At 68.0% G+C, this 26,265-nt stretch carries 19 protein-coding genes; 10 read left to right on the top strand and 9 right to left on the bottom strand.

Annotated elements, in window-relative coordinates; all coding sequences use genetic code 11:
• Positions 1 to 12: 12 nt before the first annotated feature.
• Positions 13 to 693: a choice-of-anchor R domain-containing protein gene (locus ACE3SG_RS23365; protein WP_374568632.1), complete on the top strand. Its 681-nt coding sequence runs from the start codon at positions 13 to 15 to the stop codon at positions 691 to 693.
• Between the two features lie 146 nt (positions 694 to 839).
• Here ACE3SG_RS23365 and ACE3SG_RS23370 read toward each other — a convergent pair whose 3' ends face one another.
• From ACE3SG_RS23370 to ACE3SG_RS23380, 3 genes are all read right to left on the bottom strand, one after another.
• Positions 840 to 1,994 (bottom strand): acyl-CoA dehydrogenase family protein, encoded by a 1,155-nt coding sequence (locus ACE3SG_RS23370; RefSeq protein ID WP_374568633.1) that lies wholly within the window; start codon positions 1,992 to 1,994, stop codon positions 840 to 842.
• Positions 1,995 to 2,127: 133 nt separating this feature from the next.
• Positions 2,128 to 2,571 (bottom strand): MerR family DNA-binding transcriptional regulator, encoded by a 444-nt coding sequence (locus ACE3SG_RS23375; RefSeq protein WP_374568634.1) that lies wholly within the window; start codon positions 2,569 to 2,571, stop codon positions 2,128 to 2,130.
• A gap of 14 nt (positions 2,572 to 2,585) precedes the next feature.
• Positions 2,586 to 2,882: an SCP2 sterol-binding domain-containing protein gene (locus ACE3SG_RS23380; RefSeq protein WP_374568635.1), complete on the bottom strand. Its 297-nt coding sequence runs from the start codon at positions 2,880 to 2,882 to the stop codon at positions 2,586 to 2,588.
• A gap of 139 nt (positions 2,883 to 3,021) precedes the next feature.
• Here ACE3SG_RS23380 and ACE3SG_RS23385 point away from each other — a divergent pair, with 139 nt between their 5' ends.
• The 8 genes from ACE3SG_RS23385 to ACE3SG_RS23420 all read left to right on the top strand — a co-directional run bounded on the left by ACE3SG_RS23385 (position 3,022) and on the right by ACE3SG_RS23420 (position 14,578).
• On the top strand, positions 3,022 to 3,921 hold the full coding sequence (locus tag ACE3SG_RS23385; protein WP_374568636.1) for an SDR family oxidoreductase: 900 nt from the start codon (positions 3,022 to 3,024) through the stop codon (positions 3,919 to 3,921).
• A gap of 318 nt (positions 3,922 to 4,239) precedes the next feature.
• Positions 4,240 to 5,850 carry an acyl-CoA carboxylase subunit beta gene (locus ACE3SG_RS23390; RefSeq protein ID WP_374568637.1) on the top strand — a complete coding sequence of 537 codons (1,611 nt, stop codon included), beginning with the start codon at positions 4,240 to 4,242 and terminating at the stop codon, positions 5,848 to 5,850.
• A 29-nt stretch (positions 5,851 to 5,879) separates the two neighbouring features.
• On the top strand, positions 5,880 to 7,037 hold the full coding sequence (locus ACE3SG_RS23395) for an acyl-CoA dehydrogenase family protein (RefSeq protein WP_374568638.1): 1,158 nt from the start codon (positions 5,880 to 5,882) through the stop codon (positions 7,035 to 7,037).
• Positions 7,037 to 7,840, top strand: coding sequence for an enoyl-CoA hydratase/isomerase family protein (locus ACE3SG_RS23400; RefSeq protein ID WP_374568639.1), 804 nt, complete (start codon positions 7,037 to 7,039; stop codon positions 7,838 to 7,840). Before ACE3SG_RS23395 ends, ACE3SG_RS23400 begins: the two co-directional genes overlap by 1 nt.
• Positions 7,837 to 9,849 carry a biotin carboxylase N-terminal domain-containing protein gene (locus ACE3SG_RS23405; RefSeq protein WP_374568640.1) on the top strand — a complete coding sequence of 671 codons (2,013 nt, stop codon included), beginning with the start codon at positions 7,837 to 7,839 and terminating at the stop codon, positions 9,847 to 9,849. The genes ACE3SG_RS23400 and ACE3SG_RS23405 overlap by 4 nt, the downstream gene beginning before the upstream one ends.
• 31 nt (positions 9,850 to 9,880) lie before the next feature.
• Complete coding sequence (locus ACE3SG_RS23410) at positions 9,881 to 10,762, top strand: 3-keto-5-aminohexanoate cleavage protein (protein WP_374568641.1); 882 nt, start codon at positions 9,881 to 9,883, stop codon at positions 10,760 to 10,762.
• A 146-nt stretch (positions 10,763 to 10,908) separates the two neighbouring features.
• On the top strand, positions 10,909 to 11,712 hold the full coding sequence (locus ACE3SG_RS23415; RefSeq protein ID WP_374568642.1) for a TenA family transcriptional regulator: 804 nt from the start codon (positions 10,909 to 10,911) through the stop codon (positions 11,710 to 11,712).
• A gap of 112 nt (positions 11,713 to 11,824) precedes the next feature.
• A complete protein-coding gene (locus ACE3SG_RS23420; RefSeq protein WP_374568643.1) occupies positions 11,825 to 14,578 on the top strand; it encodes a PAS domain S-box protein in 2,754 nt (917 codons plus the stop codon).
• A gap of 150 nt (positions 14,579 to 14,728) precedes the next feature.
• Here ACE3SG_RS23420 and ACE3SG_RS23425 read toward each other — a convergent pair whose 3' ends face one another.
• Both ACE3SG_RS23425 and ACE3SG_RS23430 read right to left on the bottom strand, forming a co-directional pair.
• Complete coding sequence (locus ACE3SG_RS23425) at positions 14,729 to 15,172, bottom strand: protease inhibitor I42 family protein (RefSeq protein ID WP_374568644.1); 444 nt, start codon at positions 15,170 to 15,172, stop codon at positions 14,729 to 14,731.
• 118 nt (positions 15,173 to 15,290) lie between these two features.
• Entirely contained in the window at positions 15,291 to 16,478 is a 1,188-nt protein-coding gene (locus ACE3SG_RS23430) for a C2 family cysteine protease (RefSeq protein ID WP_374568645.1), read from the bottom strand.
• Between the two features lie 515 nt (positions 16,479 to 16,993).
• On the opposite strand from ACE3SG_RS23430, the gene ACE3SG_RS23435 reads away from it, so the two are divergent.
• Positions 16,994 to 18,421: a hypothetical protein gene (locus ACE3SG_RS23435; RefSeq protein WP_374568646.1), complete on the top strand. Its 1,428-nt coding sequence runs from the start codon at positions 16,994 to 16,996 to the stop codon at positions 18,419 to 18,421.
• A 641-nt stretch (positions 18,422 to 19,062) separates the two neighbouring features.
• Here ACE3SG_RS23435 and ACE3SG_RS23440 read toward each other — a convergent pair.
• The 4 genes from ACE3SG_RS23440 to ACE3SG_RS23455 all read right to left on the bottom strand — a co-directional run bounded on the left by ACE3SG_RS23440 (position 19,063) and on the right by ACE3SG_RS23455 (position 26,262).
• Entirely contained in the window at positions 19,063 to 20,256 is a 1,194-nt protein-coding gene (locus ACE3SG_RS23440) for a hypothetical protein (protein ID WP_374568647.1), read from the bottom strand.
• Between the two features lie 407 nt (positions 20,257 to 20,663).
• Positions 20,664 to 23,930 carry a hypothetical protein gene (locus ACE3SG_RS23445; RefSeq protein ID WP_374568648.1) on the bottom strand — a complete coding sequence of 1,089 codons (3,267 nt, stop codon included), beginning with the start codon at positions 23,928 to 23,930 and terminating at the stop codon, positions 20,664 to 20,666.
• Between the two features lie 393 nt (positions 23,931 to 24,323).
• Entirely contained in the window at positions 24,324 to 25,703 is a 1,380-nt protein-coding gene (locus ACE3SG_RS23450) for a TAXI family TRAP transporter solute-binding subunit (protein ID WP_374568649.1), read from the bottom strand.
• A gap of 76 nt (positions 25,704 to 25,779) precedes the next feature.
• Positions 25,780 to 26,262 (bottom strand): GreA/GreB family elongation factor, encoded by a 483-nt coding sequence (locus ACE3SG_RS23455; RefSeq protein ID WP_374568657.1) that lies wholly within the window; start codon positions 26,260 to 26,262, stop codon positions 25,780 to 25,782.
• Between the last annotated feature and the right edge of the window lie 3 nt (positions 26,263 to 26,265).

Consider the following 26,265-nt stretch of genomic DNA (forward strand, 5'->3'; position numbering starts at 1 on the left):
TTGGAGATCAGCATGAAAAACCTGGTTCAACTTCGCGTATTGACCGCGGCTGCCTGCCTGGCCGCAACCGGTGCCACCATGGCGGCGCCCGAGCTGATGCAAACCCGCTCCGCCGCGGACCAGCGCATCGAAACGCCGGCACCGTCGCTGACGGCCAAAGAGGTGCTGTATGGCCATACCGGCAACTGGCTGGCGGGCGTCGTGTCCACCGACTGGGACAGCGACTACGACGAGATGGACATCCGCATCGCGGACGACTTCACCGTGCCCGAAGGCGCCACGTGGAAGATCTCCGAGGTTCACGCCTACGGCGGCATGGGCTCGGCCGGCGGTGAATTGGCCAGCGCCAACCTCACCTTCTTCAAGGACCAGAACGGCATGCCCGGCAAGGTCGTCGCCGAACTGCTGGCGGCCCCGATCGCCAAGAACGTCGACGGCAACTTTGCCGTCAAGCTCTCCACGCCGGTGAAGCTGAAGGCCGGCCATTACTGGTTGTCGGTGCAAGGCAAGACGAAGGAAGTCGGCACGGTTTGGATGTGGAACGCGTCGAAGGGCTTCTCGGGCAGCAGGGCCGTCATCCAGAACCCGGGCGATGGCTACGGGATCGGCTGCCCCAACTGGACCCCCATCAAGGACTGCGTGGGCCCGATGCCGGGAGACCAGATGTTCGAGTTGCTGGGCGTCTCCAAGTAACCAGGCCTTGACCAGGGCGGCTTCCTCGAGGTGCTCGCGGGCGATGCGCATGTCGCCCGCAGCCCGGCGGGGCAGCCGCCCCTCACGCGCTTTCGACACGGGGCTCGCCGTTGTCTTGGCCGCTGTCGCTCATGGCGCTATCGGCGTCACATGAAGCGTGACGCCAGCTCCTTCATGATTTCGTTGGTGCCGCCGTAGATGCGCTGCACGCGGGCATCGGCATACAGCTCGGCGATCGGGTACTCCATCATGTAGCCGTAGCCGCCGAACAGCTGCAGGCACTCGTCCATCACCTGGCATTGCTGCTCGGTGACCCAGGCCTTGGCCAGCGCGGCGCGCGCCGGGTCGAGCTCGCCCTTCAGGTGCGCGGCCAGGCAGGCGTCGACAAAGGCGCGGGTGGCCAGCACGGTGGCCTGCACCTCGGCCAGCTTGAAGCGGGTGTTCTGGAAGTCCCACACCGTCTTGCCGAAAGCCTGGCGCTGCTTCACGTAGGCAACGGTCTCGTCGAGCGCCCGCTCCATCGCACCGATCGCGCTGACGGCGATGATCAGGCGCTCTTGCGGCAGCTGCTGCATCAGCTGTGTGAAGCCGGCGCCCTCGTCGGCGCCCAAGCGGTTGGCCACCGGCACGCGCACGTCGTCGAAGAACAGCTCCGACGTGTCCTGCGCCTTCATGCCGACCTTGTCGAGGTTGCGACCACGGCGGAAGCCTTCGGCCTTGTCTGTCTCGACCACCAGCAGCGACATGCCCTTGGCACCCGACTCGGGGCCGGTGCGGCAGACGACGATGATCAGATTGGCGTTCTGCCCGTTGGTGATGAAGGTCTTGGCGCCGTTCAGCACATAGTGGTCGCCATCGCGCCGCGCGTTGGTGCGCACGTTCTGCAGATCGCTGCCAGTGCCGGGCTCGGTCATCGCGATCGCGCCGATCAGCTCGCCGGTGGCCATCTTCGGCAACCAGCGCTGCTTCTGCTCTTCACTGCCGTAGTGCAGGATGTAAGGCCCGACGATGGCCGAGTGCAGGCCACCACCCCAGCCACTCAAATTGGCACGCCCCTGCTCGAGCAGGATCACCGCCTCGTGACCAAAGTCACCACCACCCCCGCCGTATTCCTCAGGCAAGCCCACGCACAGCAGCCCGTTCGCACCTGCATCCCGCCAAGTGTCCGGCCCCATCAGACCAGCCTCGCGAAACTCTGCCGCCCGCGGCACCCAGCGATCGTTCATGAACCGCCGCACGCTGTCCTGCTGCATGCGGTGCTCATCAGTCATCCAGACCGACGGAAAAAGTGGCAATGACATCGGAGTCCTCAAAGTCCCTTGTGTTCACGGGCGCGCGCAGCGCCGCCCACCCCAAGTGGCGTGCGCGGATCCGGCTTGGCCGGTCCGCTGCGCGAGCCCCCTCGGGGGGCAGCCCCCGGAGGGGGCGTGGGGGCTAACGATTCAACCCCTTGCGCACCGCATCGTTGATAACCCGCAACTCGGCCAGCGTCGCGTCGATGTGGTCACGCTTCTGCTGCAGCTCGGCAATGGCCTCGTCGGTGCGCGACAGCACGTAGCGCATCTGCTGCACGCGGCCTTCGCCGTGCGAACCGTAGAGGTCGAGGTAGTGCTTGATCTCGGCCAGCGACGAGCCGATGGCCTTGGCGCGCAAGATCAGTGCCAGCCGGGCCCGGTCGCGCCGCGTGTAGACGCGCGTGCCGTTGACACGCCGCGGGTGCAGCATGCCCTTGTCTTCATAAAAGCGGATGGCCCGCAGCGAGATGCCGAATTCGCGGCACAGCTCGGTGATGCCGAACAGATCGCTCGTGGTGTCGTCGCGGTGGGCCGCCACCGCGTCTTGCGGTGACAGGGCGGCCATCTCGTCCTGCCGGGCCATGGTGGCGGCAGGGCTCAGAGCAGGTGCTGCAGCTTCATCGCGACGCTCATGTCGCCGCTGACCTTGAGCTTGCCCATCATGAAGGCGGTCGTCGGCTCCAGCTCGCGCAGGATCAGGCGGTTGAGCGTGTCCAGGCTCAGCGCAATCGTGCAGGCGGCGTCGCCGTCGTCGTTGGTGACCGAGTTGGGCACGGCGTTGCCGTCGATCAGCACCACGCCCTCGCTGCCGCAGTCGAACTTCAGGGTCGTGCCCAGGCCGCTGTCGCTGCCCACTTTTTCGCGCAGCACCTTGGTGGCGGCGTTCAGGTCCATGCTTGTCTCCGGGTTGATCGGTTCGCCGCACTTTAGGCTGCCGGGCTGCCGGCGGTATTAGCGAAATTCCCTATTAGCCATCGAGGTGACGTTAACGTTACCCTGCCGGCCAAGTTCCGAAAACCGAGGAGACGCCTGCATGCCCGCTGCGCACTACGACAGCGTTTTCCGCCCCGGCCTGTTCACCGGGCAGCGCCTGTGGGTGACCGGCGGCGGCTCCGGCATCGGCCGCTGCGTCGCCCACGAGCTGGCCGCGCTCGGCGCGCAGGTCATCATCAGCGGCCGCTCGGAAGACAAGCTCCAACGCGTGGCCGCCGAGATCGCCGAAGACGGTGGCCAGTGCGAATGGCGCGCATTCGACATCCGCGATGAGGAGGCTGTCAAAACCCAGGTTGCCGAAGTGGCCAAGCACGGCCCCATTGCGGGGCTGGTCAACAACGCCGGCGGCCAGTTCCCGTCGCCGATGCTGGCGATCAGCAAGCGCGGCTTCGATGCGGTGGTGGCCAACAACCTGACCGGCGGCTTCCTGATGATGCGCGAGGTGTTCACGCAGAGCATGCAGCAGCACGGCGGCGCGATCGTCAACATGACGGCCGACTTTCGCAACGGCATGCCGGGCATGGCCCACTCGGGTGCCGCGCGCGCCGGCATGGCCAACCTGACGCAGACAGCCGCCTACGAATGGGCCCACGCCCATGTGCGGGTCAATGCGGTGGCGCCGGGCTGGGTGGCCAGCAGCGGCATGGACACCTACGGCGGCGCGGTGAAAGCGATGATCCCCAAGCTGCGCAACCATGTGCCACTGCGGCGCTTGGCGACCGAGGCCGAGATCGCGTCAGCAATCGTTTTCTTGCTATCGCCCGGTGCGTCGTTCATCACTGGCGTGACGTTGCAGATCGATGGGGGCGCGTCACTCGGCAGTGCGATCTACCCGAGCATCGATCACGCAGGTTCGCCCACCTACAACGGCTTTCATCGGGCGGTGACGCCGGCGGTGTTGACACAGGCGGCCGATTCGCAAGGTGATGCGAATGCATGAACAACGCCGGGCAGCGCGTTGGCGCGCGCCAAGAGCACCGGGCGACCGGCTCCACTCATGTCCCCCGGGCCGGGCTGCGCCCCGCCCTCCTCCTTTACTTCGTTGCGCCGCTCACCCGGCGCTCTTGGCAATCACGGTGGGTTGGTTTGCGTTGAAGTGGCAGAACGGTGACCGATCGGGGCGGCGGGGCGCTCTGCGCAGCGAGGTAAAGGAGGAGCCGGCAGCCGCAGGCTGGCGGCGGGGGACACGAGCGGAGCAGAGCGCCCCGTCGCCCCGATCACGCGCGGCCCCCAAAACCACCACAAGAAGGCCTTCGACATGCCCACACTGACCAGCCAGATCGAACCACGCTCAGACCGCTTCGCTGCCAACACAGCCCGCATGCAAGAGCGTCTGGCCGAGGTGCTGGCGCTGCAGGACAAGGTCATCGCCGAGTCGGCCGGCAAGGCCGCCAAGTTCGAGCAACGCGGTCAGTTGCTGCCGCGCGAGCGCGTGGCTCGCTTGCTGGACCGTGGCACCGTCTTCCTCGAACTGTCACCACTCGCCGGCCTGGGCATGCACGACGACGACGGCAAGAAAGCCGTGATGGGCGGTGGCTCGGTCGTCGGCATCGGCGTGGTGGCGGGTCGGCGCGTGCTGGTCTCGGCGAGCGATTCGGCGATCAAAGGTGGCACCGTGCCGCCGATGGGGCTGAAGAAGGCGCTGCGGGCGCAAGAGATTGCGCGCGAAAACAAGCTGCCGCTGGTCTACCTGGTCGAGTCGGGTGGCGCCAACCTGATGTACCAGAGCGAGATGTTCGTCGAAGGCGGGCGCAGCTTTGCCAACCAGGCGCGGCTGTCGGCTGCGGGCATTCCGCAGGTGGCCGTGGTGCACGGCTCCTCGACGGCCGGTGGGGCCTACCTGCCAGGCTTGGCGGACTACGTGGTGCTGGTGCGCGACCGCTCCAGCATCTACCTGGCCGGCCCACCGCTGGTGAAGGCCGCGATCGGCGAAGACGCCACCGACGAAGAGCTGGGCGGCGCCAGCACCCACGCCGAGATCACCGGCCTGGGCGAGTACCTGGCCGAGAACGACGCCCATGCGATCGCCCTGACGCGCGAGCTGCTGGGCGCCCTGCCGTGGGACGACGTGCCCCCTGCGCCGCCAGCGCCCGAGCCGCTCTACCCGGCCGACGAGTTGATGGGCGTCGTGCCCGCCGACGACCGCGAGCCCTACGACGTGCGCGAGGTCATCGCCCGGCTGGTCGATGGCTCCGACTTCCTCGAATTCAAGGCGCCCTACGCCACCGACACCGTTTGCGGCCACGCGCGGCTGGGCGGCCACCGCATCGGCATCATCGGCAACAACGGCCCGATCCAGCCCACCGGCTCGACCAAGGCGGCGCAGTTCATCCAGCTGTGCGACCAGAGCGGCACACCGCTCGTCTTTCTGCAGAACACCACCGGCTACATGGTCGGCCGCGCGGCCGAGCGCGGCGGCGCCATCAAGCATGGCAGCAAGATGATCCAGGCCGTGGCCAATGCCCGCGTGCCCAAGTTCACCATCGTGCTCGGCGGCTCGTTCGGCGCCGGCAACTACGGCATGTGCGGCCGCGGGTTCGACCCGCGCTTCATCTTCAGCTGGCCGAGCGCGCGCACCGCGGTGATGGGCGGCGCACAGGCCGCGCAGGTGATGGAGATCGTGAGCGCCGCCAAGCTCGTGCGCGAAGGCCACACGCCCAACCCCGACGCTCTCAAGGCGATGAGCGACCAGCTCCGCCTGCGCATCGACCGTGAATCCAGCGTGCTGTTCGGCACCGCGCGGCTGTGGGACGACGGCGTGATCGACCCGCGCGACACGCGCCGCATCCTCACGCTGTGCCTTCAACTCGCTGCGGAAGCAGAACAACGAGCGCTGCGCCCGAATACGTTTGGCGTGGCACGCCTCTGATCAAGACCACAAGACAACAGGAGACCCCGATGAAGCTGACCCAGGAACACCGCGCGCTGCAAGACACCGTCGTTCGCTTCGTGCGCGAAGAGATCAACCCGTTCGTCGCCGAATGGGAAAAGGCCGAGGAGTTTCCCAGCCATGCGCTGTTCAAGAAGCTGGGCGACCTGGGCCTGCTGGGCCTGAAGTACCCCGAAGAATTCGGCGGCGCCGGGCTCGACTTCAGCTACTCGATGGTGATGGCCGAAGCGCTGGGCGAATGCAACTGCGGCGGCGTGCCGATGGCCATCGGCGTGCAGACCGACATGTGCACCCCCGCGCTGGCCCGCTTCGGCACCGACGAACTGCGCCGCGAATACCTCGCGCCGACGATCGCCGGCGACTACGTGGGCTGCCTGGGCGTCAGCGAGCCCGGTGGCGGCTCGGACGTGGCCGCCGTGAAGACCACCGCGCGCAAAGAGGGCAGCGACTACGTCATCAACGGCAGCAAGATGTGGATCACCAACGGCCTTAAGGCCGACTGGTGCTGCCTGCTGGCCAACACCAGCGAGCAAGGCGGCCCGCACAAGAACAAGAGCCTGATCGTCGTGCCGATGGATGCGCCCGGCATCACCAAGCAGAAGATCCACAAGGTCGGCATGGATTCGTCGGACACCGCGCAGCTGTTCTTCGACAACGTGCGCGTGCCCCAGCGCCACCTGATCGGCCAAGAGGGCCTGGGCTTCATGTTCCAGATGATGCAGTTTCAGGAAGAGCGGCTGTGGGGCGCCGCCACCTCGCTGCGCGGGCTGGACCGGCTGATCGACCTGACGATCGACTACACGCGCCAGCGCCAGGCCTTTGGCAAGAGCATCCTCGACAACCAGGTGGTGCACTTTCGGCTGGCCGAGTTGCGCACCGAGGTCGAGGCGCTGCGCGCACTCACCTACTCGGCCGTCGAGCAATACATCTCGGGCAAGGACGTGACGCGCCTCGCGTCGATGGCCAAGCTGAAATGCGGCCGCCTCGGCCGCGAGGTGGCCGACAGCTGCCTGCAGTACTGGGGCGGCATGGGCTACACCAAGGACAACCCGATCTCGCAAGCCTGGCGCGACAACCGGCTGGTGTCGATCGGTGCCGGCGCCGACGAGGTGATGCTCGGCATCATTTGCAAGCTCGAAGGCACGCTCCCCAAGGGAGCCCATTGATGGTGCTGCTGGTGCGCTACGAACAAGCCCCCGGCGGTGCCACCGGCCGGGTCTTGCACCTGACGCTCAACCGCCCAGAGGCGCGCAATGCGATGTCGCTGGCGATGGTGGGCGAGCTGCGCGCGGCGCTGAGCGCGGCCGAAGAGGCCGGCGACGTGCGTGCCATCGTGCTGCGCGGCAGCGGCGGCCACTTCTGTGCCGGCGGCGACCTGAAGGACATGGCAGCCGCCCGCATGTCGCCCGACGGCGCCAACGCGATGGCCGCGGTCAACGCCCGCTTCGGTGAGCTGTGCGTGGCCTTTGCCCGCACCGGCATCGCGGTGATCGCGGTGGTCGAAGGCACGGTAATGGGTGGCGGCTTCGGCCTGGCCTGCGTGGCCGACGTGGTGCTGGCCAGCGAGACGGCGCAGTTCCGCCTGCCCGAAACCTCGCTCGGCGTGGTGCCGGCGCAGATCGCGCCGTTCCTGGTCGAACGCCTGGGTTATGCCGAGGCCCGCCGGCTGGCCGTGACCGGTGGCCGGCTCGACGCGCACGAAGCCCTGATGCTGCGCCTGGTGCACGAGGTGCATGCGGCTGACGCGCTGGACGCGGCCGTCGCCCGCGTGGTGGGCGAGGTGTTGCGTTGCGCGCCGCACGCGGTGGCCGCCAGCAAGGCGCTGATCGCCCGTGCGCGCCTGCAACCGGCGGCAAACCTGGTTGGCGAAGCCGCCGCCGTGTTCGCGCAGGCGGTGCTCGGCCCCGAGGGCACCGAGGGCACCACCGCGTTCCTGCAAAAGCGCGCACCAGCCTGGGCACCGCAATGAGCTTTCGCAAGATCCTCGTGGCCAACCGAGGTGAGATCGCCACTCGGGTCGTTCGAACCGCCCGGGCGCTGGGCTACCGCACCGTGGCGGTCTACAGCGACGCAGATGCCCAGGCCCCGCACGCCCGGCTGGCCGACGAGGCCGTGTGCATCGGCCCACCGCCCGCGGCGCAGAGCTACCTGAGCATCCCCGCCCTGCTCGACGCGGCGCGCCGCACCGGCGCTGACGCGGTGCACCCCGGCTACGGCTTTCTCTCCGAGCGGGCCGACTTTGCCGCCGCATGCGCCGAGGCCGGCCTCGTCTTCATCGGCCCGCCCGCAAGCGCGATCGAGGCGATGGGCGACAAGGCCGGCGCCAAGCGCCGCATGCTGGCCGCCGGCGTGCCCTGCGCGCCGGGTTACCTGGGCAGTGACGACGACAGCGACGAGCGCCTGCTGGCCGAGGCCGAGCGCCTGGGCTACCCGCTGCTGGTCAAGGCCGTGGCCGGCGGCGGCGGGCGCGGCATGCGGCTGGTACATGGCACTCACGAGCTGGCCGGCGCGATCGCCGGCGCGCGGCGGGAGGCCGAGAGCGCGTTCGGCGACGGCCGCCTGATGCTCGAGCGGTTGATCGAGCACGGCCGCCACATCGAGATCCAGGTCTTTGCCGACGCGCACGGCCATGCCGTGCACCTGGGCGAGCGCGACTGCACCGCGCAGCGCCGGCGCCAGAAGGTGATCGAAGAAGCGCCCTCGCCGGTCGTCAGCGCCGCGATGCGCGAGCGCATGGGCGCCGATGCGGTGGCCGCCGCGCTGGCGGTGGGCTACGTGGGCGCCGGCACGGTCGAGTTCATCGTCGATGCCGGGCTGACGCACTACTTTCTCGAGATGAACACGCGGCTGCAGGTGGAACACCCGGTCACCGAGTGCATCACCGGCTTCGACCTGGTCGAGTGGCAGCTGCGCGTGGCCGCCGGCGAACCGCTGTCGGCCTGGTTGCCGAACGGGCAAGCCGACATCCGCTTCAGCGGCCACGCGATCGAAGCGCGGCTGTACGCCGAAGACCCGTACGACGGCTTCAAGCCGCAGACCGGCCGCATCCTGCACTGGCAGCCGGCGCATGCCACCCAGGCCGGCCGGGCACCGGGCGCCGCCGCGTCGTCGGTGCGCATCGACGATGGCATCGCCGAAGGCGGCAGCGTGACGCCCTGGTACGACGCGATGGTCGCCAAGCTGATCGTGCACGGCCGCGACCGGGCCGACGCGGTGCGCCGGCTGGTGGCCGCGATCGAAGACTCGCCGCTGCTGGGCGTGGCCAACAACGGCCGTTTTCTGCGCGACCTGCTGCAGCACCCCGACTTCGCCGCCGCCCGGCTGACGACCACCCGCCTGGACGAGTGGGCCGCCGCGGGGGCGCCCCTGCTGCAGCGCCCTGCGCCCGACGACGCCTGCTGGCTGGCCGCCGCGGCGCTGGCCGCGCGCGGTGATGTTCCCACCAGTGCCCCCGCCGGCCTGCGCCCGGCCAGCGTGGCCTGGCAGACGATCGCGCTGCAATGCGGCAGCGACACACGCCGCTGGCGTGTGCGGCTGGCCGGCGACCTGGTCGAGTTCGATGGCGGGCCATCGGTGCAGCTGCTGGGCCAGGAGGGCCATCGCTGGCGCCTGGCCATCGACGGCGTCACGCGTGAGCTGGTGGCGCTGCGCCACGCCGGCGGTTGGCACCTGGCGCACCAGGGCGCCGGCTTCGTCTTCACCGAGCCCTCGGCCGCGCCCGACCAGCGCCGCCAGGCCGACCCGGGCCGCGCCCATGCGCCGGTGGCCGGCGTGGTGGCGCAGGTGCTGGTCAAGCCGGGTGACGCGGTCAGCGCCGGCCAGCCGCTGGTGTGCGTCGAGGCGATGAAGATGGAGATGTGGCTCAACGCCCAGGCCGGCGGCACCGTGCGTGCCGTGCACATCCGCGAGCGCGAGGCCGTCTCGGCCGGCGCGCTGGTGGTGGAACTGGACATCGACACGGTCTCGACCGTGATCTGACGCGACCCGACGCGACACACAAAGGGCAAACATGACGGACAAGGCCATCCTCACCTGCGCGCTGACCGGCGTGCTGACCGACCCGAAGCAGCACCCCGTGCCGGTGACACCGGCGCAGATGGCGGCCGAGGCGCGCGACGCGTTCAACGCCGGCGCCTCGGTCATGCACGTCCACATCCGCTCGCAAGAGCCCGGCCAGGGCCACTTGCCCAGCTGGGACCCCGACGTGGCCGAAGCGGTGACCCAGGCGATCCGCGCCGCCTGCCCCGGCGTGATCATCAACCTGACCACCGGCGTGATCGGCAAGGACATCTCGGGCCCCGCCGCCTGCATCCGCCGCGTCAAGCCCGAGATCGCGGCCTGCAACGCCGGCAGCCTGAACTACCTGAAGATCAAGGACAACGGCCAATGGGCCTGGCCGCCGATGGTGTTCGACAACCCCGTCGCCAAGGTGCAGCAGTTTCTCGACGTGATGGCCGAGTGCGGCACGCACCCCGAGTTCGAGTGCTTCGATGTCGGCATCGTGCGCTCGGTGGCGATGTACCTGAAGGCCGGCATGCTCACGCCCGAGATGGGACGACCCGAATGCAACTTTGTAATGGGCGTGGCCTCGGGTATGCCTTGTGATGCCGACCTGCTGGCCCTGTTGCCGCGCTGGCTGGCGCCGGGCGCCGTCTGGCAGACCACGCTGATCGGCCGCGCCGAGATCTGGCCGGTGCACCAGCGCACGGCCGAGCTGGGCGGCATGCTGCGCACCGGGCTCGAAGACACCTTCTACCTGCCCGACGGCTCGCGCGCCAGCGGCAACGGCGCGCTGATCGAGCAGCTCGCCGCCTGCGCGCAGCGCGCCGGCCGCAGCATCGCCACGCCCGACGAGGCCCGCACCCTGCTCGAACTTCGGCACGCCGCTTGACGCGGGTTTGACGGCCGTCAACCGCAAGGGCCTGCGAGGCCTGCGGTTCGAACCGGGCATGATTGCATCGTCGACCCCGTTTGAGTAGAGTCAACGGCAGTGGCCTCGCTGTCATATCGTTTTCGTCGGCCACAGGGGGTCGAAAAATGAATGACACGTTCACCCGAAACGGTGAGCTGACCGATATCGGCAGCTACCCGCGCTGGGCGCAAGACCTTGTCGACGACTGTGCCGAAGCCCGGCACGGCGTGACGCAGCATGAGCTGTTCCAGCTGATGCGCACCGGTGACCTGCAGGCCGACCAGTGCCGCAGCTTCCTCGTCGGCATCTGGCCGGTGATCGAGCAGTTTCCGCAGTACATGGCGCTGAACCTGCTCAAGGTCGGCTTCGGCCGCGCGCACGGCCACGAAGAAGCCCGCCGCTACCTGATCCGCAACATCCGGGTCGAGCAGAACCATGCCGACCACTGGCTGCATTGGGCCCACGCGGTGGGCGTGGGGCGCGACGACCTGCTCTACGCCCAGATGCCGCCCGAAACCCATGCGCTGTCGCACTGGTGCTGGCACACCTGCGAGCGCGATTCGCTCGCAGCGGGCATGGCGGCCACCAACTACGCGATCGAAGGCGCCACCGGCGATTGGTCGAGCCTCGTCTGCTCAGACGACGCCTACGAACGCACGCTCGACCCCGAGGTGCGGGCCAAGGCGATGAAATGGCTGAAGCTGCATGCCAAGTACGACGACACCCACCCGTGGGAGGCGCTCGAGATCATCTGCACGCTGGTCGGCCCCAACCCCAACCGCCGCTACTTCGAGCTGATCCGCTCGCGCGTGATGACCAGCTACGGCTACATGAAGATGGCGCTCGACAAGTGCCTGGGCACCGGCTCGCTGCACGCGCTGCCGCCAGAGATCCCCCGGCCCGACACCACCGAGCGCCTGCGCCATTGAGCCCGGCGCACGCGCCCACGAACGGACCCTGAAGATGATCTGCATCCGCCGTCACGCCTTTTGAAGGACGCCCGTCCGACCGACGGGTCATGCCATGCAAGCCCCTTCACCCATGCGCCGTCGATCGTGGCCGGTCGTCGTCTCGCTGGGCACGGTGATCGTCCTGCAGGTTGCGCTGGCGATCTTCAGCATCGAGCTGATGTCGGCGGTGCGCTCTTACGTGGTCGGCGAAAGCCTGTACTCCAAGGGCCAGAAAGACGCGCAGATCCACCTGCTCGACTATGTCGAGTTCTCGCGCGAAGAAGACTACCGCAGCTTTCTGCGCGCACTGGCGGCGCCGCTGGGCGACCGCGCCGCGCGCGAAGCGCTCGACCAGCCGCAGCCCGACGTGGCGGCCGCGCGCGCAGGGTTTCTGGCCGGCGGCAACCACCCGAGCGACATCGACGGCCTGGTCTGGCTCTACCGCTGGTTCCATGACTCGTCGCTGATGGCCGACGCGATCGCCAGCTGGAAAGAAGGCGACCAGGCCATCACCGAGATGCTGGCGCTGGCCGAATCGACCCACACCGCGCTGCAAGGCCGGGCGCCCAGCGCCGAGCAGGCGGCGCAGCTGCGCGCCCAGTCGGCCCGCATCAACCTGCGCCTGACCGAGCTCGAGCGGCGCTTCTCGGCCCAGCTCGCCACCGCGGCGCGCGACGCGCAGCGCTGGGTCATCGGCATGAACATCGCCGTGGCCGCGCTGCTGGCGCTGGTGGGCCTGTGGATCATCCGCCAGAGCCTGCACGAGCGCGAGTCGGCTGACCTCGAGATCCGCCGCCGCCAGCACCTGCTGCAACAGCTGCTCGACTCGGCGGCCGAGGGCCTGTTCGGCGTCGACACCGAGGGCCGCTGCACCTTCATCAACCGGTCGGCCCTGAGCCTGCTCGGCTACTCATCGGCCGCCGAGCTGGTGGGCCGCCCGATGCATGCGCTGATCCACCCCGGTTGCGCGGCCGATGGGGTGCGCGCCAGCTCGGCCTGCCGGCTTCACGACGCGTTCTTGCTGCGCGAGGCCACGCACGAGCTGGGCGACAGCTTCCGCCACCGCGACGGGCATGCGTTCTCGGTCGAGTACTGGTCGTACCCGATGTCCGAAGACGGCCGGCCCAACGGCGTGGTGGTCACCTTCTTCGACATCAGCGAGCGGCTGCGCACCCAAGAGGCGCTGCGCAAGAGCGAGGTGCGCCTGGCCAAGCTGATCGACACGGTGGCCGATGCGGTGGTGTCGATGGACGGCTCGGGCGACATCGTCTTCTTCAACCGCTCGGCCGAGCGCATCTTCCGCCGTGCGCTGGCCGACACCGTCGGCCTGCCCTTCAACGTGTTGACTGCGCCGGCCTCGGGCGCGAAGCTGGCCACGCTGATGCAAGACCTGGTGCGCCCGGTGGGCGCCAGCGGCGTGGCGCCCGGCGCGGTGCAAGAGCTGACCTGCATCCGGTCGGACGGCGAAGAGTTTCCCGCCGAGGCCACCGTGTCCAAGATCGAGATCGACCAGGGCGTGTTGGTGACGATCGTGCTGCGCGATGTGAGCGAGCAGCTGGCCGCCCGGCGCGAGCGCGAGGCGCGCGAAGCGCTGGAAAACTCCAGCCGCGCGAAGACCCATTTCCTCTCGCGCATGAGCCACGAGCTGCGCACGCCGCTGAACGCGGTGCTCGGATTCGCCCAGCTGATGAGCATTGACACCAGCCGCACGCTCGACACCGAGAACCGGTCCCGCGTCAAGCACATCGAGAAAGCCGGCAGCCACCTGCTGGCGCTGGTCAACGACGTGCTCGACCTGTCGATGGTCGAGTCGGGCCGGCTGTCGCTGTCGCTCGAAACGGTGGACGCCCGCCTGGTGGCCGAAGAGGCGTTGACCGTTGTCGCGCCGCTGGCGCGCGACAACGGCATCACGCTCGAAACCCTGCTCACGCACCGCACCGTCGACGCCAGCTTCGCGCCGGCCGATGGCGACCGCTCGACCCGGCTCGACGCGTTCGGCGTGTGGGTTCATGCCGACCGCGTGCGGCTGCGCCAGGTGCTGATCAACCTGCTGACCAACGCCATCAAGTACAACACCCGAAACGGCCGCGTGACGCTGTCGCTGCAGCCGCAGGGCGATGTCTGCCAGGTGCTGGTGGCCGACACCGGCACCGGCATGACGGCCGAGCAGCTGGCCCACCTGTTCGAGCCCTTCAACCGCCTGGGCGCCGAGCGCTCTGCCGTAGAAGGCACCGGCATCGGGCTGGTGCTGACCCGCCAACTGGTCGAGCTGATGGACGGCCGGCTCGACATCGACAGCGCCCGCGGCCGCGGCACCACCGCCACCGTGACGCTGCCTCGCGCGTCCACCACCGTGCCGACGCCGCGCACGACCGCGCTGCCCGCCACCAACGACGGCCAGACCGGCCCGCTGGACGTGCTCTACGCCGAAGACAACGAGGTCAACATCGAGCTGATGCGGCAGGTCACCAAACTGCGCCCGTCGGTCCACTTCCGCTACGCCACCAGCGGGGCCGAGGCGATGCAGATGGCGCAGGAGCAACCGCCCGACCTGATGCTGATCGACATGAACCTGGGCGACACCACCGGCATGCAGCTCGCACAGTCGATCCGCAGCAACCCGGCCACCGACGGCATCCACCTCGTAGCACTGTCGGCCGACGCCCTGCCCGGCCAGATCCGCACCGCGCTGGACGGTGGCTTCGAGAACTACCTGACCAAGCCGATCAACTTCATCGAGATCCTTCGCGTCTTCGACGGCTACAGCAAGCTCTGCGAAAGCACCAAGGCCCCCGGCGCCAGCCCGGCGCCTGCTGACGAGCGCCTGCACCCCACCGAGTCCTGACGGCACTGCCGCGACGGGCAACGCTGGTGGCGAACAAGCTGCCGACGTTCTATCACCGCAATGCGGCGTCTTCCAAGCGGCGCATTCGCCGCACTGGTCTCGTCGCCGCAGGGCCGACGTTCGGACTCGGCCCCACCGCCGGGGTTGCGCTCATGGCGCAATGCGAAGCGTCACGACGAACCGCTGGATGGCGTCACGCTCGCTTTCCCACGGACGCCACAGCATCAGCTTCACCGGTGAGACGCCCGGCGCGATCGCCTGGAGCACCCACGACGACTCACCGCCGCCACCCACCTGATGGGCCTGCTGCTCGAAGTGGTGGCGCTTGATGTCGACGACGCTCTTGTCCGCCTCGATCTCCCAGCGGTAGCCGGTCGAGGGGTTGTCGGGCAACTGGATCACGACCTCGGCGCCGACACGCAACTCGACGGTCCTGCCGTCGTCGGCCGCAGTCAGCACGGTTGGCACGATGACCTCCGGCGACGGCGAGGCGTTTGAGGAAAGGCCCGCACCGGCCTGGGCCGCAACGACCAAGGCCACGACGAGGGGCACGCGCAGATGACGACGGTGTTTGTCGAACGGCTCACGGTACATGACACCATGTTGATGAAAAGGGGCACGGCGCTGACCCTCGAGGCGTCAGCGCCGGCACAGGCCAGCTGGGCCGGGCCGCGAAGGCGACCCGGCATTCACGCCGTGGTGCAGCGGCCGGTCACTTCGCCCAGCCGAACTGCCAGTAGTACTTCTTGAACGTGTCCACCGGAATGGCAAACACGCCGCCAGCGTTGAGCGGAACGCTGCGCCAGAAGCTCTGATCGTAGGCAGACCAGTTGCCCGGCAAGCTGTTGATCACCGGGCCATTGTTGCCCCAGGGGTTGCGCAGCACGATGTACTTGACGTTGTTGACGTAGGCCCAGCCGAGGATCGTGTATGCGTGGTAACCGACGATGCCAGTTCCCGCGTAGCTGACCGGCGGGGGCGTCACGCAGAAGGTCCACGCCGTCATCGGGTTGATCGTGCGGTAGGAGAGCGAGTTGCCGCGCACCGCGGCCCAGATGTCATCGGCGGTCATCGCCGAGCAGGTCTTGGTGGTGCCGGTCAGGTTCGTCAGCTCGGTGGTGGCCTGCACCGGCCAGCCACCCGCGATCGGGCCGTAGTTGGGCTCATCGGTGGCGTCGTTGGTCTTCCACTTTGCGAATGCCTTCTCGTACACGGCCGGCCAGATCTCGCCCGCCTCGGACGACCGGGCGTAGATCCACGCATGCGTGGTCTTGACCACCGGCACGCGCTCCGTCACCTCGATCGATTTCAGGCCGCTTGAATAGAAGTCGATCCGGTCGACGAAATCGGCTGGGCTGCTGCTGGTCGCGCGCGAACGCATCGCGATCACATAGGGCCGCGACCACGCCACCGCAGACAGCGCGGCGATGAAATAGCAGTCGCCCAGGCCGCCCTGGACAGGATCGAAGTACTCGGCCGCTTCCTCGAAGAAGTCGCCCGGGTCGGCCCACTCGGCGCCGGCGGGCGTGAAACCCGGCGCGGCCCCCTTTTCGGTGGCCTTCTCGCCACCCGCCAGAGCGCTGATGATCCGCGACTGCGCCTCGGGGGACAGGCGCGCCAACATCGGCTCCATCGGGCCCGCCTTCGCACGGGACCGGAAGACCGTGGTCCGCTCGCCCTTCGTGGCGTGCATCAGCTCCGACAGGGCCTTTTGCGTGTCCGGCGCGCCACTGATGAGCAGGTTGCCCGGCACGGCCTCGCACAAGCTCTCGATGGGCGCGCCAAGCGTCTTCTGGACGAAGGCCTCCCGGTCAGCGATCGATTTCCAATTGATCGTGCGGCCGACGGCCAGTTCTGCCAGCGCGTAAGGATTCGCCAAACCAACTTTTGAGTCACTCATCTCGCATCTCCTTGACCAAGACGTTCGGTGCATGAGCGAGAACCGGCCAGCGGTTCCTCGCGCAACTCGCTCGCCCGAGAAGCAAGCCGCAAAGCAGACTTGCACGATTCGCGTGCACCAACTTGCGTGCGATCAATGAACGCAACGACGGACGCCGTGCTGCCGAGCGCCTTCGGTTCTCCCGAAGAGGGGCTCTGAGCCGCGAACTGCCTGCCGCACGGTCCGCCACAGGCGCTGCTTGCTCGCAACGCGGCGTCTGCAGACCGGCGGTGGCCCTCGGCGCCCCCTTGCGGTGGCTCGCATGCTCAACCGCCATCCATCGGATTGGGGATGAGATACACCGGCCGCGGGACTACGATGACCCCGCGCAAAGGGCGGAAGCGATGCTTGCCGCGAAGAGCGCATCTGCAAGTCCCTTGATGCGCGGCGAACGCCGTGCTGTAAGGCACCCCCCGATGCTTGCCTAGGGGGTATGACAGCTGCAGGGCCAACAGGCTGCGCAGTGGGGCGAAACAATGTTTCAGCTGCTTTTGCACCCGATCGCCGACCTGCGCCCGCTGCTGCCGGACCAGGCGGTGGCGCGCCTGATGCGCCCGCTGTGGCCCACCCCCACTGCGCGCCGCGACTTCGTACGCTCGTCGGGCGCCGTGAAGCCGCGGCTGCAGGGCGGCGCCGACGAATGGGCGGGCGAAGACAACTTTGCCGATGCCTCGCTCGCGCTGCGGCTGCCCAACCAGTTGCGGCACCAGGCCGTCGGCGAAGCGCAGGCGGCCAGCACCATCGGCCACGTCTTTCGCCGCTTCTATTGCAGCGGCATCGTCGGGCGCTACGAGGTGGGTTTTCGGGTGACGCGGCACAGCAGCGCGCCGCTGTCGCCCACCGAAACGGCGCAATGGCTGGCCGCCACCACCACCTTGCCCGTGCGCCTGCGCCGGCAGGCCCACCCCCAGCCGCTGTTGAAGGCCGGCGGCGACCTGGCCCAGCAGTTTCTCAACGCCAGCACCGATCGCAAAGCCGCCAGCCAGCCCCAGGCGTGGTGGGTGGCCGCGGGCGAGCCGGCGCTGCTGGTCGAGTACCGCGCGGAAGACGGCCTGTCGCCGCTGCCACATGCGCGCGTGGTGTCGAGCGCACGCGTCGGCGCCCAGGTGCTGCACCACGCCTGGCTCGAGATCGAGGGGCAACGGCTGAGCACCTGGCTGCTGCGCCGCGACGACCCCGCGATTCAAGCCGATGAACTGCGCAAGCTGCGCATCCACCTGGTGCGCCTGCACTGCGAGCGCGAATGCCTGCGCCTGGTGCTCGAGGCCGCGATGCAGCAACGCCTGGGCCAGACCGTGCCGCAAGCCGACGAACTGGACGACTACCTCGACCAGAGCCTGCCCCTGGTCACGCGGCCGGTGAGCCACGGGGTCGAGCAGTCGCAGTTGATCGAAGTGGCTCGCTCGGCCTGGAACACGGCATTGCCGGGCCAATCAGCCTCCTTCAGCGCCCTCGGGCTCAAGGTGGCCAACAAGGTGGCGCGCTACATCCGTCGCTCGGAGGCAGCCGCGCCGGTCATCACCCAGATCATCGGAACCCAGATGAACACGCACATCCAACTCGGCAACGTCACCGTGGCCGGCGACTTCAACCTCGTCACCGCGCAGAACATTCAAAACAGCTTCAATAAAGCCGCCGGCGCCGAAGTGCAAGAGCCGCTGAAAGAAGCGCTGAAAGACCTGACCACCAAGGTGGCCGAGCTGGCCAAGCAGTTGCCCCCCGAGAAAGCCGAAGCAGTGTCCAAGGACCTGGCGACACTGACCGCCGAAGCCGTGTCCAAAGAACCCCGCAAGCCCTGGTACGACCTCTCAGCCACCGGCCTGCTCGACGCGGCCAAGACGGTGGCGGAGATGGCGGCGCCGGTCACCACGGCGGTGAAGGCGGTGCTGGCGCTGCTGGTTTGATGGAGGGGGCTGGTTGACTGTCCGATCGGCGTGGCGGCTGGTGGGTGCTTCGGGCTGGTTTGCGGTGGTCGCGGTCGTTCGAGGCTCGCGGTGTACCGACGGCTTCCGACCTTAAGCGGCCGAACGCGTGCTGCGGCAGCAGACGTTCACGGGGATGTCAACTTCGACCAGCAAGGTTGGGCGCTCGGCATTGCTGGAGCGCACTGGCTCGCCGGACTATGCGGCTAGGTGCTGCGCCACGACGCAGCGCATCGCCAACGCCGCCAACAAAGCCGAGGTCCTGGAGTTGCTCACGCTCGTCAGTTGGGTGCCGACGCCGCCTTCTTCATGAGCTTTGTGCGCGATGACGCGCCCCAGGCTTCGTATCGATGCCTGCTGGCGTGCGATCCAGTGTGGAGTGCCGAAATACGCGCGCAACGGCCGGTCCGCCGATGATCGATGGCGTGCAGCACGCGCTGCAGGCCAGCGATCCCATACTGGTTAGCGAGCGCGCCCCGTCAGCGCGCCGCAGCCGTCAGGGCCGCTGACTCAGGCTTCCGGTCCGAAAGTGATCGTGCCAGTCCCATCGGTGCGAGGCGCGCGAGCGCATCGTGGCAGCTATAGCCGCCGCTGCATCGCCGGCGCGAACAGGCAACCAGCTCTCAGGGATTGACGGTGAACGTCACCGGCACGGTGAACGTCGATTCCTCGCCGAACGCGCTGACCGTCAGTTCGATGTCGGCCGTGTAGGTGCCCGGGGCAAGGCAGTCCTGTCCGAAGAAGCAGGGGTTCAGGAAGAAGCGCAGCCGGTCTGCGTTGTCGGCCGGGCCTGCGCCATGAGTGAAGGTGGTCTGGTCGTAATAGCGCAGCCACAGCGTGCTGCCGGGATCAGGCGATCCGGCCGTGGCGTTGACGCTGATGCTGCCAAAGGCGTCGGGGTCGCGGTCCATGACGTGGACATACTCGACATAGATGGGAATGTCGTCGGTCGAGCCAGCCTGGCCAGAGGCGCTGACGGACGACGTCAGCGGCGTCGCGACCGGTGTTGCGGCCTCGTCCACCTGATAGGCCAAGTTCACGGCCACATTGGAGTAGCCGGGTGTCGTGATGTTGAACTTGACCGCATAGTGGCCGGCCCATTTGCCGACCGGGTGCACGACCAATCCACTGGACGTCTTGGTGATCGAGAAAACCTCATCGAGGTACTGCAGATTCGTGGTGCCGTCCGGCGCCGTGTGCTCCACGTAAGCATCGAACTCGTAGTTGAAGTCCGTGCCGCTGGGGGTCGTCACGGCAACGGTCTGGCTCGGTGCCCCCATTCCGACGGTCGACGCGAAGCTGAGCGCCGAGGTGCTGACCGTGGTGCCTTGGATGGTGATGTGCTTCTGGACCGTGCGCGGCGAGCCCGCGAATTCGTTGGCACAAGCCGCATCCCGGCAGACGTGCACAACCATGGGCTTCTCGTACAGGCCCACTGCGGCGCTGTCCTTGACGTCCAGACGGAGTGTGGCGCTGGTTTCGCCGTTGATTTCAAGGTCGCGTACCGCGAACACGGCGTCCGGATCCTCGACGACGACGAAGATCTCACCGGTCGCGTTGCCGCTGAAGGAGGCCGTCAGCACCACCTCCCTGGGATCGCCGCCCTCGTAGGCAGTCTTGTTGGAGAACGTGGCGGTGACCGCGCTGGGCGTCACGGAGCCGATGGACAGCTCATCGCTTGCTCCCCCGCCGCCGCAACCGGCGATGGCCACAAGAAGGATGGCGGAAACATATCTCACGAAGTTCATCTGCTGTATACGTTGGATTCGACCGGCGAGGATTTTCCCTGTCGGAATTGAACCGAGGCGATCTAGCATTCGCTGTTCTTGCGTGAAACGTGTTCCATGTCGCGCTCCGCACACGGCGGAGTGCACACTTACCAGGCCGATTGCCGGACATTGCCCTGAAGGACGTACCAGTTCGGGCTGGCATCCAACCCCAGTGATCTGCCTGCGCCGCGACATCTCTTTGACTGGAGCGGATCGGCGAACCGCGGCCTAAACGCTGCCGCGACCGAGCGCGTGATGGCCCCCTTTCAGACGCAATCGCCAAGGCCCGCTCCTGGCCGTTTGCAGTCACACCGCCTCAAACGCAGCCATCAACGCAACGCCCTTTGCGCTGCTTCTTCAGTCCGCTTGTCGGATCCATCCTTGACACCCATGTGAGTCAAGAAGCGGTAGGGTGTGAATTGCTTGCTCGGAATCAGTCTGCATGACGACAGAGATCACTCCCCCGTCCGATTCCCGTCCGCCTCTGCGAGCGGTACGCGCACGAGATCCGCCGCATCGGACACCCACTGATCCGGATCTCTGCGATACGTCTGCAACCGCTGACGTGCCTCGAACGTCCAGCCCCCTTTCACGGCCAGTTCGCACAGCAGTCCCAACCCGATGCGGCGCAGTGCCCCGGACGCCTCGGCGCCCAGCGTTCCCTCCAGCGTGGCAAGGTTCGGCACGCTTCGGCCAGCCGCGCACTGCGCCATCGAAGCGACCGCGTCGGAGACGACGCCCGGATGCAGTAAACCCTTGGCATGCAATCGATGAAGCATATCCAGGGCCGGGCCTGGTGGCAGGACCGTGAGCGCCACCTGAACGGCTTGACCAACGTGCCAGCGTCGGTCGATCAGCGCGTCCACCAGCGAGGCTGCGGAGGTGGTCAGTTCCGCAGCGCCTTCGCGCCGGAGATGGCGATATGCAGAGACGATAGCCGCAAGCGAATGCGGCCGCCTCACCGCGGCGAAATCAGCCGCCAACGCCTGGCCGGCAGTGCGACCGTAAGTTGCGAGCAAGACCTGCGAGGCCAGCTGAACCAGCACAGGGTCAACGTCATCAAGCAGCCCGACCAGGGCATCACGGAGGGAAGACTCCCCTCTCGCTGGCGGCATCTGAACGAGCCGCTCAAGGGTTTCCTTGCGAATGAGCGCGTCGGCATGCTGAAGCAACAGGGCCATGTGCTGGCCCCAAGCATGCTGGCCTTCGGGCGTCAATCCGACCTGGGGCACGCGAATCGTGGAACGTGCCAGCGCCGCAGGGCCGTCGAGCGCCGCGGCGCGAAGGCGCAGCCAGGTCTCGGGCCGGTCGAGGAAGTTCCAGTAGGCGCGCAGCAGCGCAATCCGCACGTCCGGGTGCAGCGACTCGTCCTCGTCGAACGTCGCCAGGAAGTTGTACGCCGCGTCGCTGCGCAGGTCGCCGACCAGGCGCACGATTTCCTTGGCCACGGTGACCTTGCTCCGTGGCACCTGCGCCATCAGCCGCAGCGCTGGCGCGGCGGGCATGGCGACCACCGATTGCCGCAAGGCGTAGATCGCGACGCGCGCGCGTGCGTCGTCGAGCGCGGAGACCAGCGTGGACACTCCACGTCCGCCGTCTGAGCGCCCGAGTGCTTCCAGGGCCTTGTCGCGCAGCGCCGCATCCGGGGAGTCCAGGCGCGCGAGGCGGATGACCGGATCCAGGTCAAGCGAAGGCATGGCGGCGTATCGCTGGACGACGCCATACAGTTCCCAGGCGTTCCGTTTGGCGCTGTTCAGGATCGCCAGCAGCGAGTCGCCATAGAGCTGTTGCTGCGCCGCGGTCCAACGCTCGAAGCCGCTCTCAAAGACGGGCAGAAAGGCCGCCTGGGCGGTGGAGAAGCGGCCGCTGAACCGGCGGGCGGTCAAGAACGGCGTCAGCAAGTCTTGCCGGTTCCTGTGCAGGTGCTGCGCAACCGTGTGAACAGTGATCCAGCCGGGCTCGCTGTCGAGCAAAGGCGGGATCCATTCGTCCATCCGCTTCGCAGGCCCGATCTGCGCCAGTGCCTCGAGCCCCGATCGAGCGTCATTGGCACGGCCGTCGCGGGCGAGCGCGAACAGGAGATCGGTGAAGCAATCGGCCGCCCGCGCCCGACGACCAAACGCCAGGATCAGCCGCGCGGCGACGCCGCCCTGGTTGCGCTGGACCCAGGTCTGGAGCATCGGCATCAGCGTCGGCGCCACTCGCCGCATCTCCCGATCGCTCATGCGCGATTCCCAGTGGGCAGCGCCGATCCGGCCGATGCCGCCCAGGCGCTCGACCAGGCGCGGCAAGGTTTGCACGACGAAATCGGGGTGCGTGACGATGACCCCCATCAGCCACTGCACCGCGGCCGACATGGTCATGGACGAGCAGTCACGCGTGCGAAGCGCCGCGTCGATCAGGGCTGTGAAGCGGGGTAGGTGCCCGGCACCCCAGCGCGAGACGGGCAGCGCCGCGAGCGCCGTGAACATCGCGAGCCGCACCGGATCCTGCTCGTTTTCACGAGCCATGCAGAAGTCGAGCACGGCGTCCAGGCACGCGGATTCGTAGCGGGCGGCGTGGACCACCGCAGCGACAGCCTGCGCGCGCAGCTCGCCATCGGGCTGCGACAGGTACGGCTGCGCCAGTTGCGACGCCTCCGCAAACGGCAGGCAGCCGAGGTAAGCGACGCGAGCCATCGGCTCGGTCTCCAGGAGGCGCGCCGAGAAAGCACGGCGTGCTTCGGCCTGCCGGGTTTCCTGGGACAAGGCGCGCACCAACGAGACGGGTACCGCCCCGCTGGGCGCTCGCCACACTTCACTGGCGATGCCATAGAGCGCCGCGCGCTGCGGTGGGGTCAGCCGAGCGAAAACGGCCTGCAGGTTCGGCAGCGCGTCCGCCAATTGGAGCGCGCACACGGTCTGGGGATCCAGCCTTTTCAGCACATTGACCGCTAAGCCAACGCCCGCCGCGCCAGCGTGATCCAGAAGGATGCCGGCAACCGCCTGTGGGAAATGCGCGGCGTAGCGGCCGATGGGAAGCGTCGGGATCGGCATCCGGCGAGCTGCCGCCGCGAGCAGCGTCAAGCCGGCGTCGCGATCCTGGCGTAGCAGGCCATGCAGGGCTGCCACAACTCTCATGCGCAGAACGTAGGAGATCGGCTCGGCTTCCTCGATTTCACGCAATAGCAAATCCCGGACGAGTGCCGGCAGCCGCTGGGCCAGCGTCGCCCATCGCGACGGTGCGAGTGACGCGAGTTCGTCCGTGCCGAGTCTTGCAGCGATGAAGGCGTCACTGGTCCAGGGCAGAAGATGCGCACGGTCCGCCTGCGATAGCCGCGCATGGACCGCATCGTTGACGTGGGCCCGCCCTGCCTTCCAGAGCCGCCAGGCCAGGGTCCGGCGACAGAGCGGCGCCAGATCAGGCATCCGCTCGGACACCACGCCATCAGGAACCATCCGCGCAGCGAGTCGCGCGGCGCGCAAGGCGAGGGACTGAGACGGATCGCCCAGGAAGCTCGCCACGACGCCTGCGTCCCGCGACCCCGACGCTGCCATCAAGGCCAGCATCCGCTCGTAGTGGACCTCCGAGCCCGCCAACGTCTGCAGCGCTTGCGCCAATCGGTGATTCTCGGCCGACTGCCGGCCGAATTCGATCATCCGACGGAATCGCTGGTCGTGGCCGAGGGCGCAGACCTCATCGACGATATCTCTCGCGGTGGGCGCGGTCCAGGGGAGCTTCATGGCGATGGAAGGTGTGGCGGGAAACGGATCGTAGGATACGGCGTCGCCATGGACGGACCGTCGACACGCACGAGAGGCTGGCATCCGCAAAACTTCACAAGCGGATGGACTCACCGCAGCTGCGATCGTGAAATCCCGACAAAGCGTGGGAGAGGCGCGAGCACACGTCGAAACTCGCCAACTCGAAAGGCATCCCTTGAGGTAGCAGTGCCGAGCACTGCCCACCCGGGACCGGTCTGTCGCGACCGGCTGCAACTGGCCGGGACCGTGAGTTCATGGCCGCGCCTGGAAGTTCTCGGCCACTCCATCGTCGCCCGCCGGAGCCCAGTTGAGCAACGGCGGGGTTGGCTGGATCGAAACGAACAGGCAGGACGCCGCGGCGTCACTCGTCGATCAATCGATCGGTCCGTCCGTCGGCTGGGACCGCTGCGCCAGCAGGCGCTTGCGCACCGCATAGATGTTGTTGCGCAGCGCGTAAAGCTCGTCGGCATAGGACAGCGGCACCGCGATGCGGTGTGTGACACGGTCCAGCTCGTCCAGTTCGTCGAGCAAAGCGTCGCGCTCGGCGGTGCCGATTTCCAGCTTTGCTTCCACCTCGCGCAGTCGCGCATACCAGCGGAACACGCGCGAGCGCACGCGGAAGGTGTAGAGCGGCGGCACGACGCGCGACAGCGGCAGCATCAGCACCAGCAGACCGCCGACCACCAGCCACATGCGTTCCAGCAGATTGCCGGCCCAGAAGGGAAGGTAGCGCGCCCAGGCCGGCGGCGTGCCGTTGATCGCGCGGTCGCCCTCGGCGCTGACCGGCAGCTCGCTGGTGCGGGTGTTGGGGAAGTCGCGCGCGCCGTTGAACCAGCCTGCTTCGCTGTGCTGGCCCAGGGCCGCCTGCGCGAACAGCTGGCGCAGCGCGGGGTGCGTCTGCTCGCGCGCCAGCAGTGCGGTGGTGGTGGCCAGCAGCGGCACGTCGTGAGGCGGCAGATCGGCCGCCACGTCCACCACGCCGCGCGGCAGGCTCACGGTGGACAGGAAAGGCAGGTGCCGCGAATAGGCCTCGTTCTGCTCGAAGGCCATCAGCGCAATGGCCGGGTCGCGCAGCAGCGCGCGGATCAGGCCGGCCTGCGGCGCCGAGATCAGCACCGCGGCGTCCAACCGGCCCTGGCGCAGGGCCGCGCCGGCGGCGTCGGGCGCCAGATTGGACAGCCGCAGATCGGCCGGCTTCAGCTGGTTCAGCGCCAGCAGCTTCTCGACGATCTGCGGTACACCGCTGCCGTCCTGGTCCACATTGACTCGCAGGCCGCGCAGCTGGGCCAGGCGCTGCAATTCGCCGCCGGGCTGGCGGCGCGCGATGCCGAGATCGCGGCGATAGAAGACCCAGATCGGCTCGTAGAACAGGCTGCCCAGCGAGACGATGCCGGCCTCGGTATCGGCTGCCGGATCGGCCATGCCGCCGCGCACGAAGCCCACATCGGCCGTGCCCGCGCGCAGATAGGCCAGATCGTCCTGCGCGCCTTCGCTGGCGATCAGCTCCACCTGGATGTGCTCGCGCGCCAGCGCCTTCGCGTAGCCCTCACCGAAGCCGGCGTAGGCACTCCCGGCCGGGCCAGTGGCCAGCCTCACCTGGTGCGGCGGTTGCGGATCCAGCCACCAGTAGGCCGCTGCCAGCAGGCCCCCGCCGAGCAACAGCAGTGGGCCCATCGAGACCAGCATGTCGCGCAGCGTCTGCAGCAGCAGGCGCAGGCTGCGGGTGGCACGCCATTGTTGAATCGGCGTCATGGCTTGTCGTCCTGAGCGGGCAAGGTCGGGGTCTGCGTGTGGCGGACTCGCTCGCCGCACAGCACCTGCTTGCCGCTCAATGAACCCACAGCACCTCAAACTGCTGTCGGATTTGGGCGATCTGTATCGACACCTCGTCACCCTCGCGTTTGCCCAGCATGGCCTTGCCCAACGGGGCTTCGCTGCTCATGACCTGCACGAGCTGAACGCCGCTGACCAATTTCATGCTACCCCCATGTGGACCGAGAAAGAGCTGCTGCTGCTTGTCGTCGGAATCGACCAGGCAGACCAGCGCGCCGAGCTGTATGCCTTGGCTGGCGTCGTAGGGGCGCGGGCGGAAATTGCGCCAATCGGCCATCGCCTGGCGAATGGCTTCGGCGCGGCGAGCTTGGCCGGTCGCCAGGTAGGCGGCTTCGAGGCCCAATGTGTCGTACTTGTTTTCGGCGATGTTTTCTTCGTGAGTCGCGGCCTCATGGGCCGCCCTCGCGGCCTGTTCGACTTGCAGCAGGTCTTCGGCGAGCCGGTCCAGCACCTGCTGCTGCAGCAAGGACTTATCCATGAC

The sequence above is a fragment of the Ideonella sp. genome (assembly GCF_041914305.1).
Classification (GTDB): domain Bacteria; phylum Pseudomonadota; class Gammaproteobacteria; order Burkholderiales; family Burkholderiaceae_C; genus Ideonella.

Excerpts from the sequence above, each read along its gene's own strand:
- ACE3SG_RS23365 (WP_374568632.1), top strand. The coding sequence starts at position 13 with ATGAAAAACCTGGTTCAACTTCGCGTATTGACCGCGGCTGCCTGCCTG.
- ACE3SG_RS23370 (WP_374568633.1), bottom strand. The coding sequence starts at position 1,994 with ATGTCATTGCCACTTTTTCCGTCGGTCTGGATGACTGATGAGCACCGC.
- ACE3SG_RS23375 (WP_374568634.1), bottom strand. The coding sequence starts at position 2,571 with ATGGCCCGGCAGGACGAGATGGCCGCCCTGTCACCGCAAGACGCGGTG.
- ACE3SG_RS23380 (WP_374568635.1), bottom strand. The coding sequence starts at position 2,882 with ATGGACCTGAACGCCGCCACCAAGGTGCTGCGCGAAAAAGTGGGCAGC.
- ACE3SG_RS23385 (WP_374568636.1), top strand. The coding sequence starts at position 3,022 with ATGCCCGCTGCGCACTACGACAGCGTTTTCCGCCCCGGCCTGTTCACC.
- ACE3SG_RS23390 (WP_374568637.1), top strand. The coding sequence starts at position 4,240 with ATGCCCACACTGACCAGCCAGATCGAACCACGCTCAGACCGCTTCGCT.
- ACE3SG_RS23395 (WP_374568638.1), top strand. The coding sequence starts at position 5,880 with ATGAAGCTGACCCAGGAACACCGCGCGCTGCAAGACACCGTCGTTCGC.
- ACE3SG_RS23400 (WP_374568639.1), top strand. The coding sequence starts at position 7,037 with ATGGTGCTGCTGGTGCGCTACGAACAAGCCCCCGGCGGTGCCACCGGC.
- ACE3SG_RS23405 (WP_374568640.1), top strand. The coding sequence starts at position 7,837 with ATGAGCTTTCGCAAGATCCTCGTGGCCAACCGAGGTGAGATCGCCACT.
- ACE3SG_RS23410 (WP_374568641.1), top strand. The coding sequence starts at position 9,881 with ATGACGGACAAGGCCATCCTCACCTGCGCGCTGACCGGCGTGCTGACC.
- ACE3SG_RS23415 (WP_374568642.1), top strand. The coding sequence starts at position 10,909 with ATGAATGACACGTTCACCCGAAACGGTGAGCTGACCGATATCGGCAGC.
- ACE3SG_RS23420 (WP_374568643.1), top strand. The coding sequence starts at position 11,825 with ATGCGCCGTCGATCGTGGCCGGTCGTCGTCTCGCTGGGCACGGTGATC.
- ACE3SG_RS23425 (WP_374568644.1), bottom strand. The coding sequence starts at position 15,172 with ATGTACCGTGAGCCGTTCGACAAACACCGTCGTCATCTGCGCGTGCCC.
- ACE3SG_RS23430 (WP_374568645.1), bottom strand. The coding sequence starts at position 16,478 with ATGAGTGACTCAAAAGTTGGTTTGGCGAATCCTTACGCGCTGGCAGAA.
- ACE3SG_RS23435 (WP_374568646.1), top strand. The coding sequence starts at position 16,994 with ATGTTTCAGCTGCTTTTGCACCCGATCGCCGACCTGCGCCCGCTGCTG.
- ACE3SG_RS23440 (WP_374568647.1), bottom strand. The coding sequence starts at position 20,256 with ATGCTAGATCGCCTCGGTTCAATTCCGACAGGGAAAATCCTCGCCGGT.
- ACE3SG_RS23445 (WP_374568648.1), bottom strand. The coding sequence starts at position 23,930 with ATGAAGCTCCCCTGGACCGCGCCCACCGCGAGAGATATCGTCGATGAG.
- ACE3SG_RS23450 (WP_374568649.1), bottom strand. The coding sequence starts at position 25,703 with ATGACGCCGATTCAACAATGGCGTGCCACCCGCAGCCTGCGCCTGCTG.
- ACE3SG_RS23455 (WP_374568657.1), bottom strand. The coding sequence starts at position 26,262 with ATGGATAAGTCCTTGCTGCAGCAGCAGGTGCTGGACCGGCTCGCCGAA.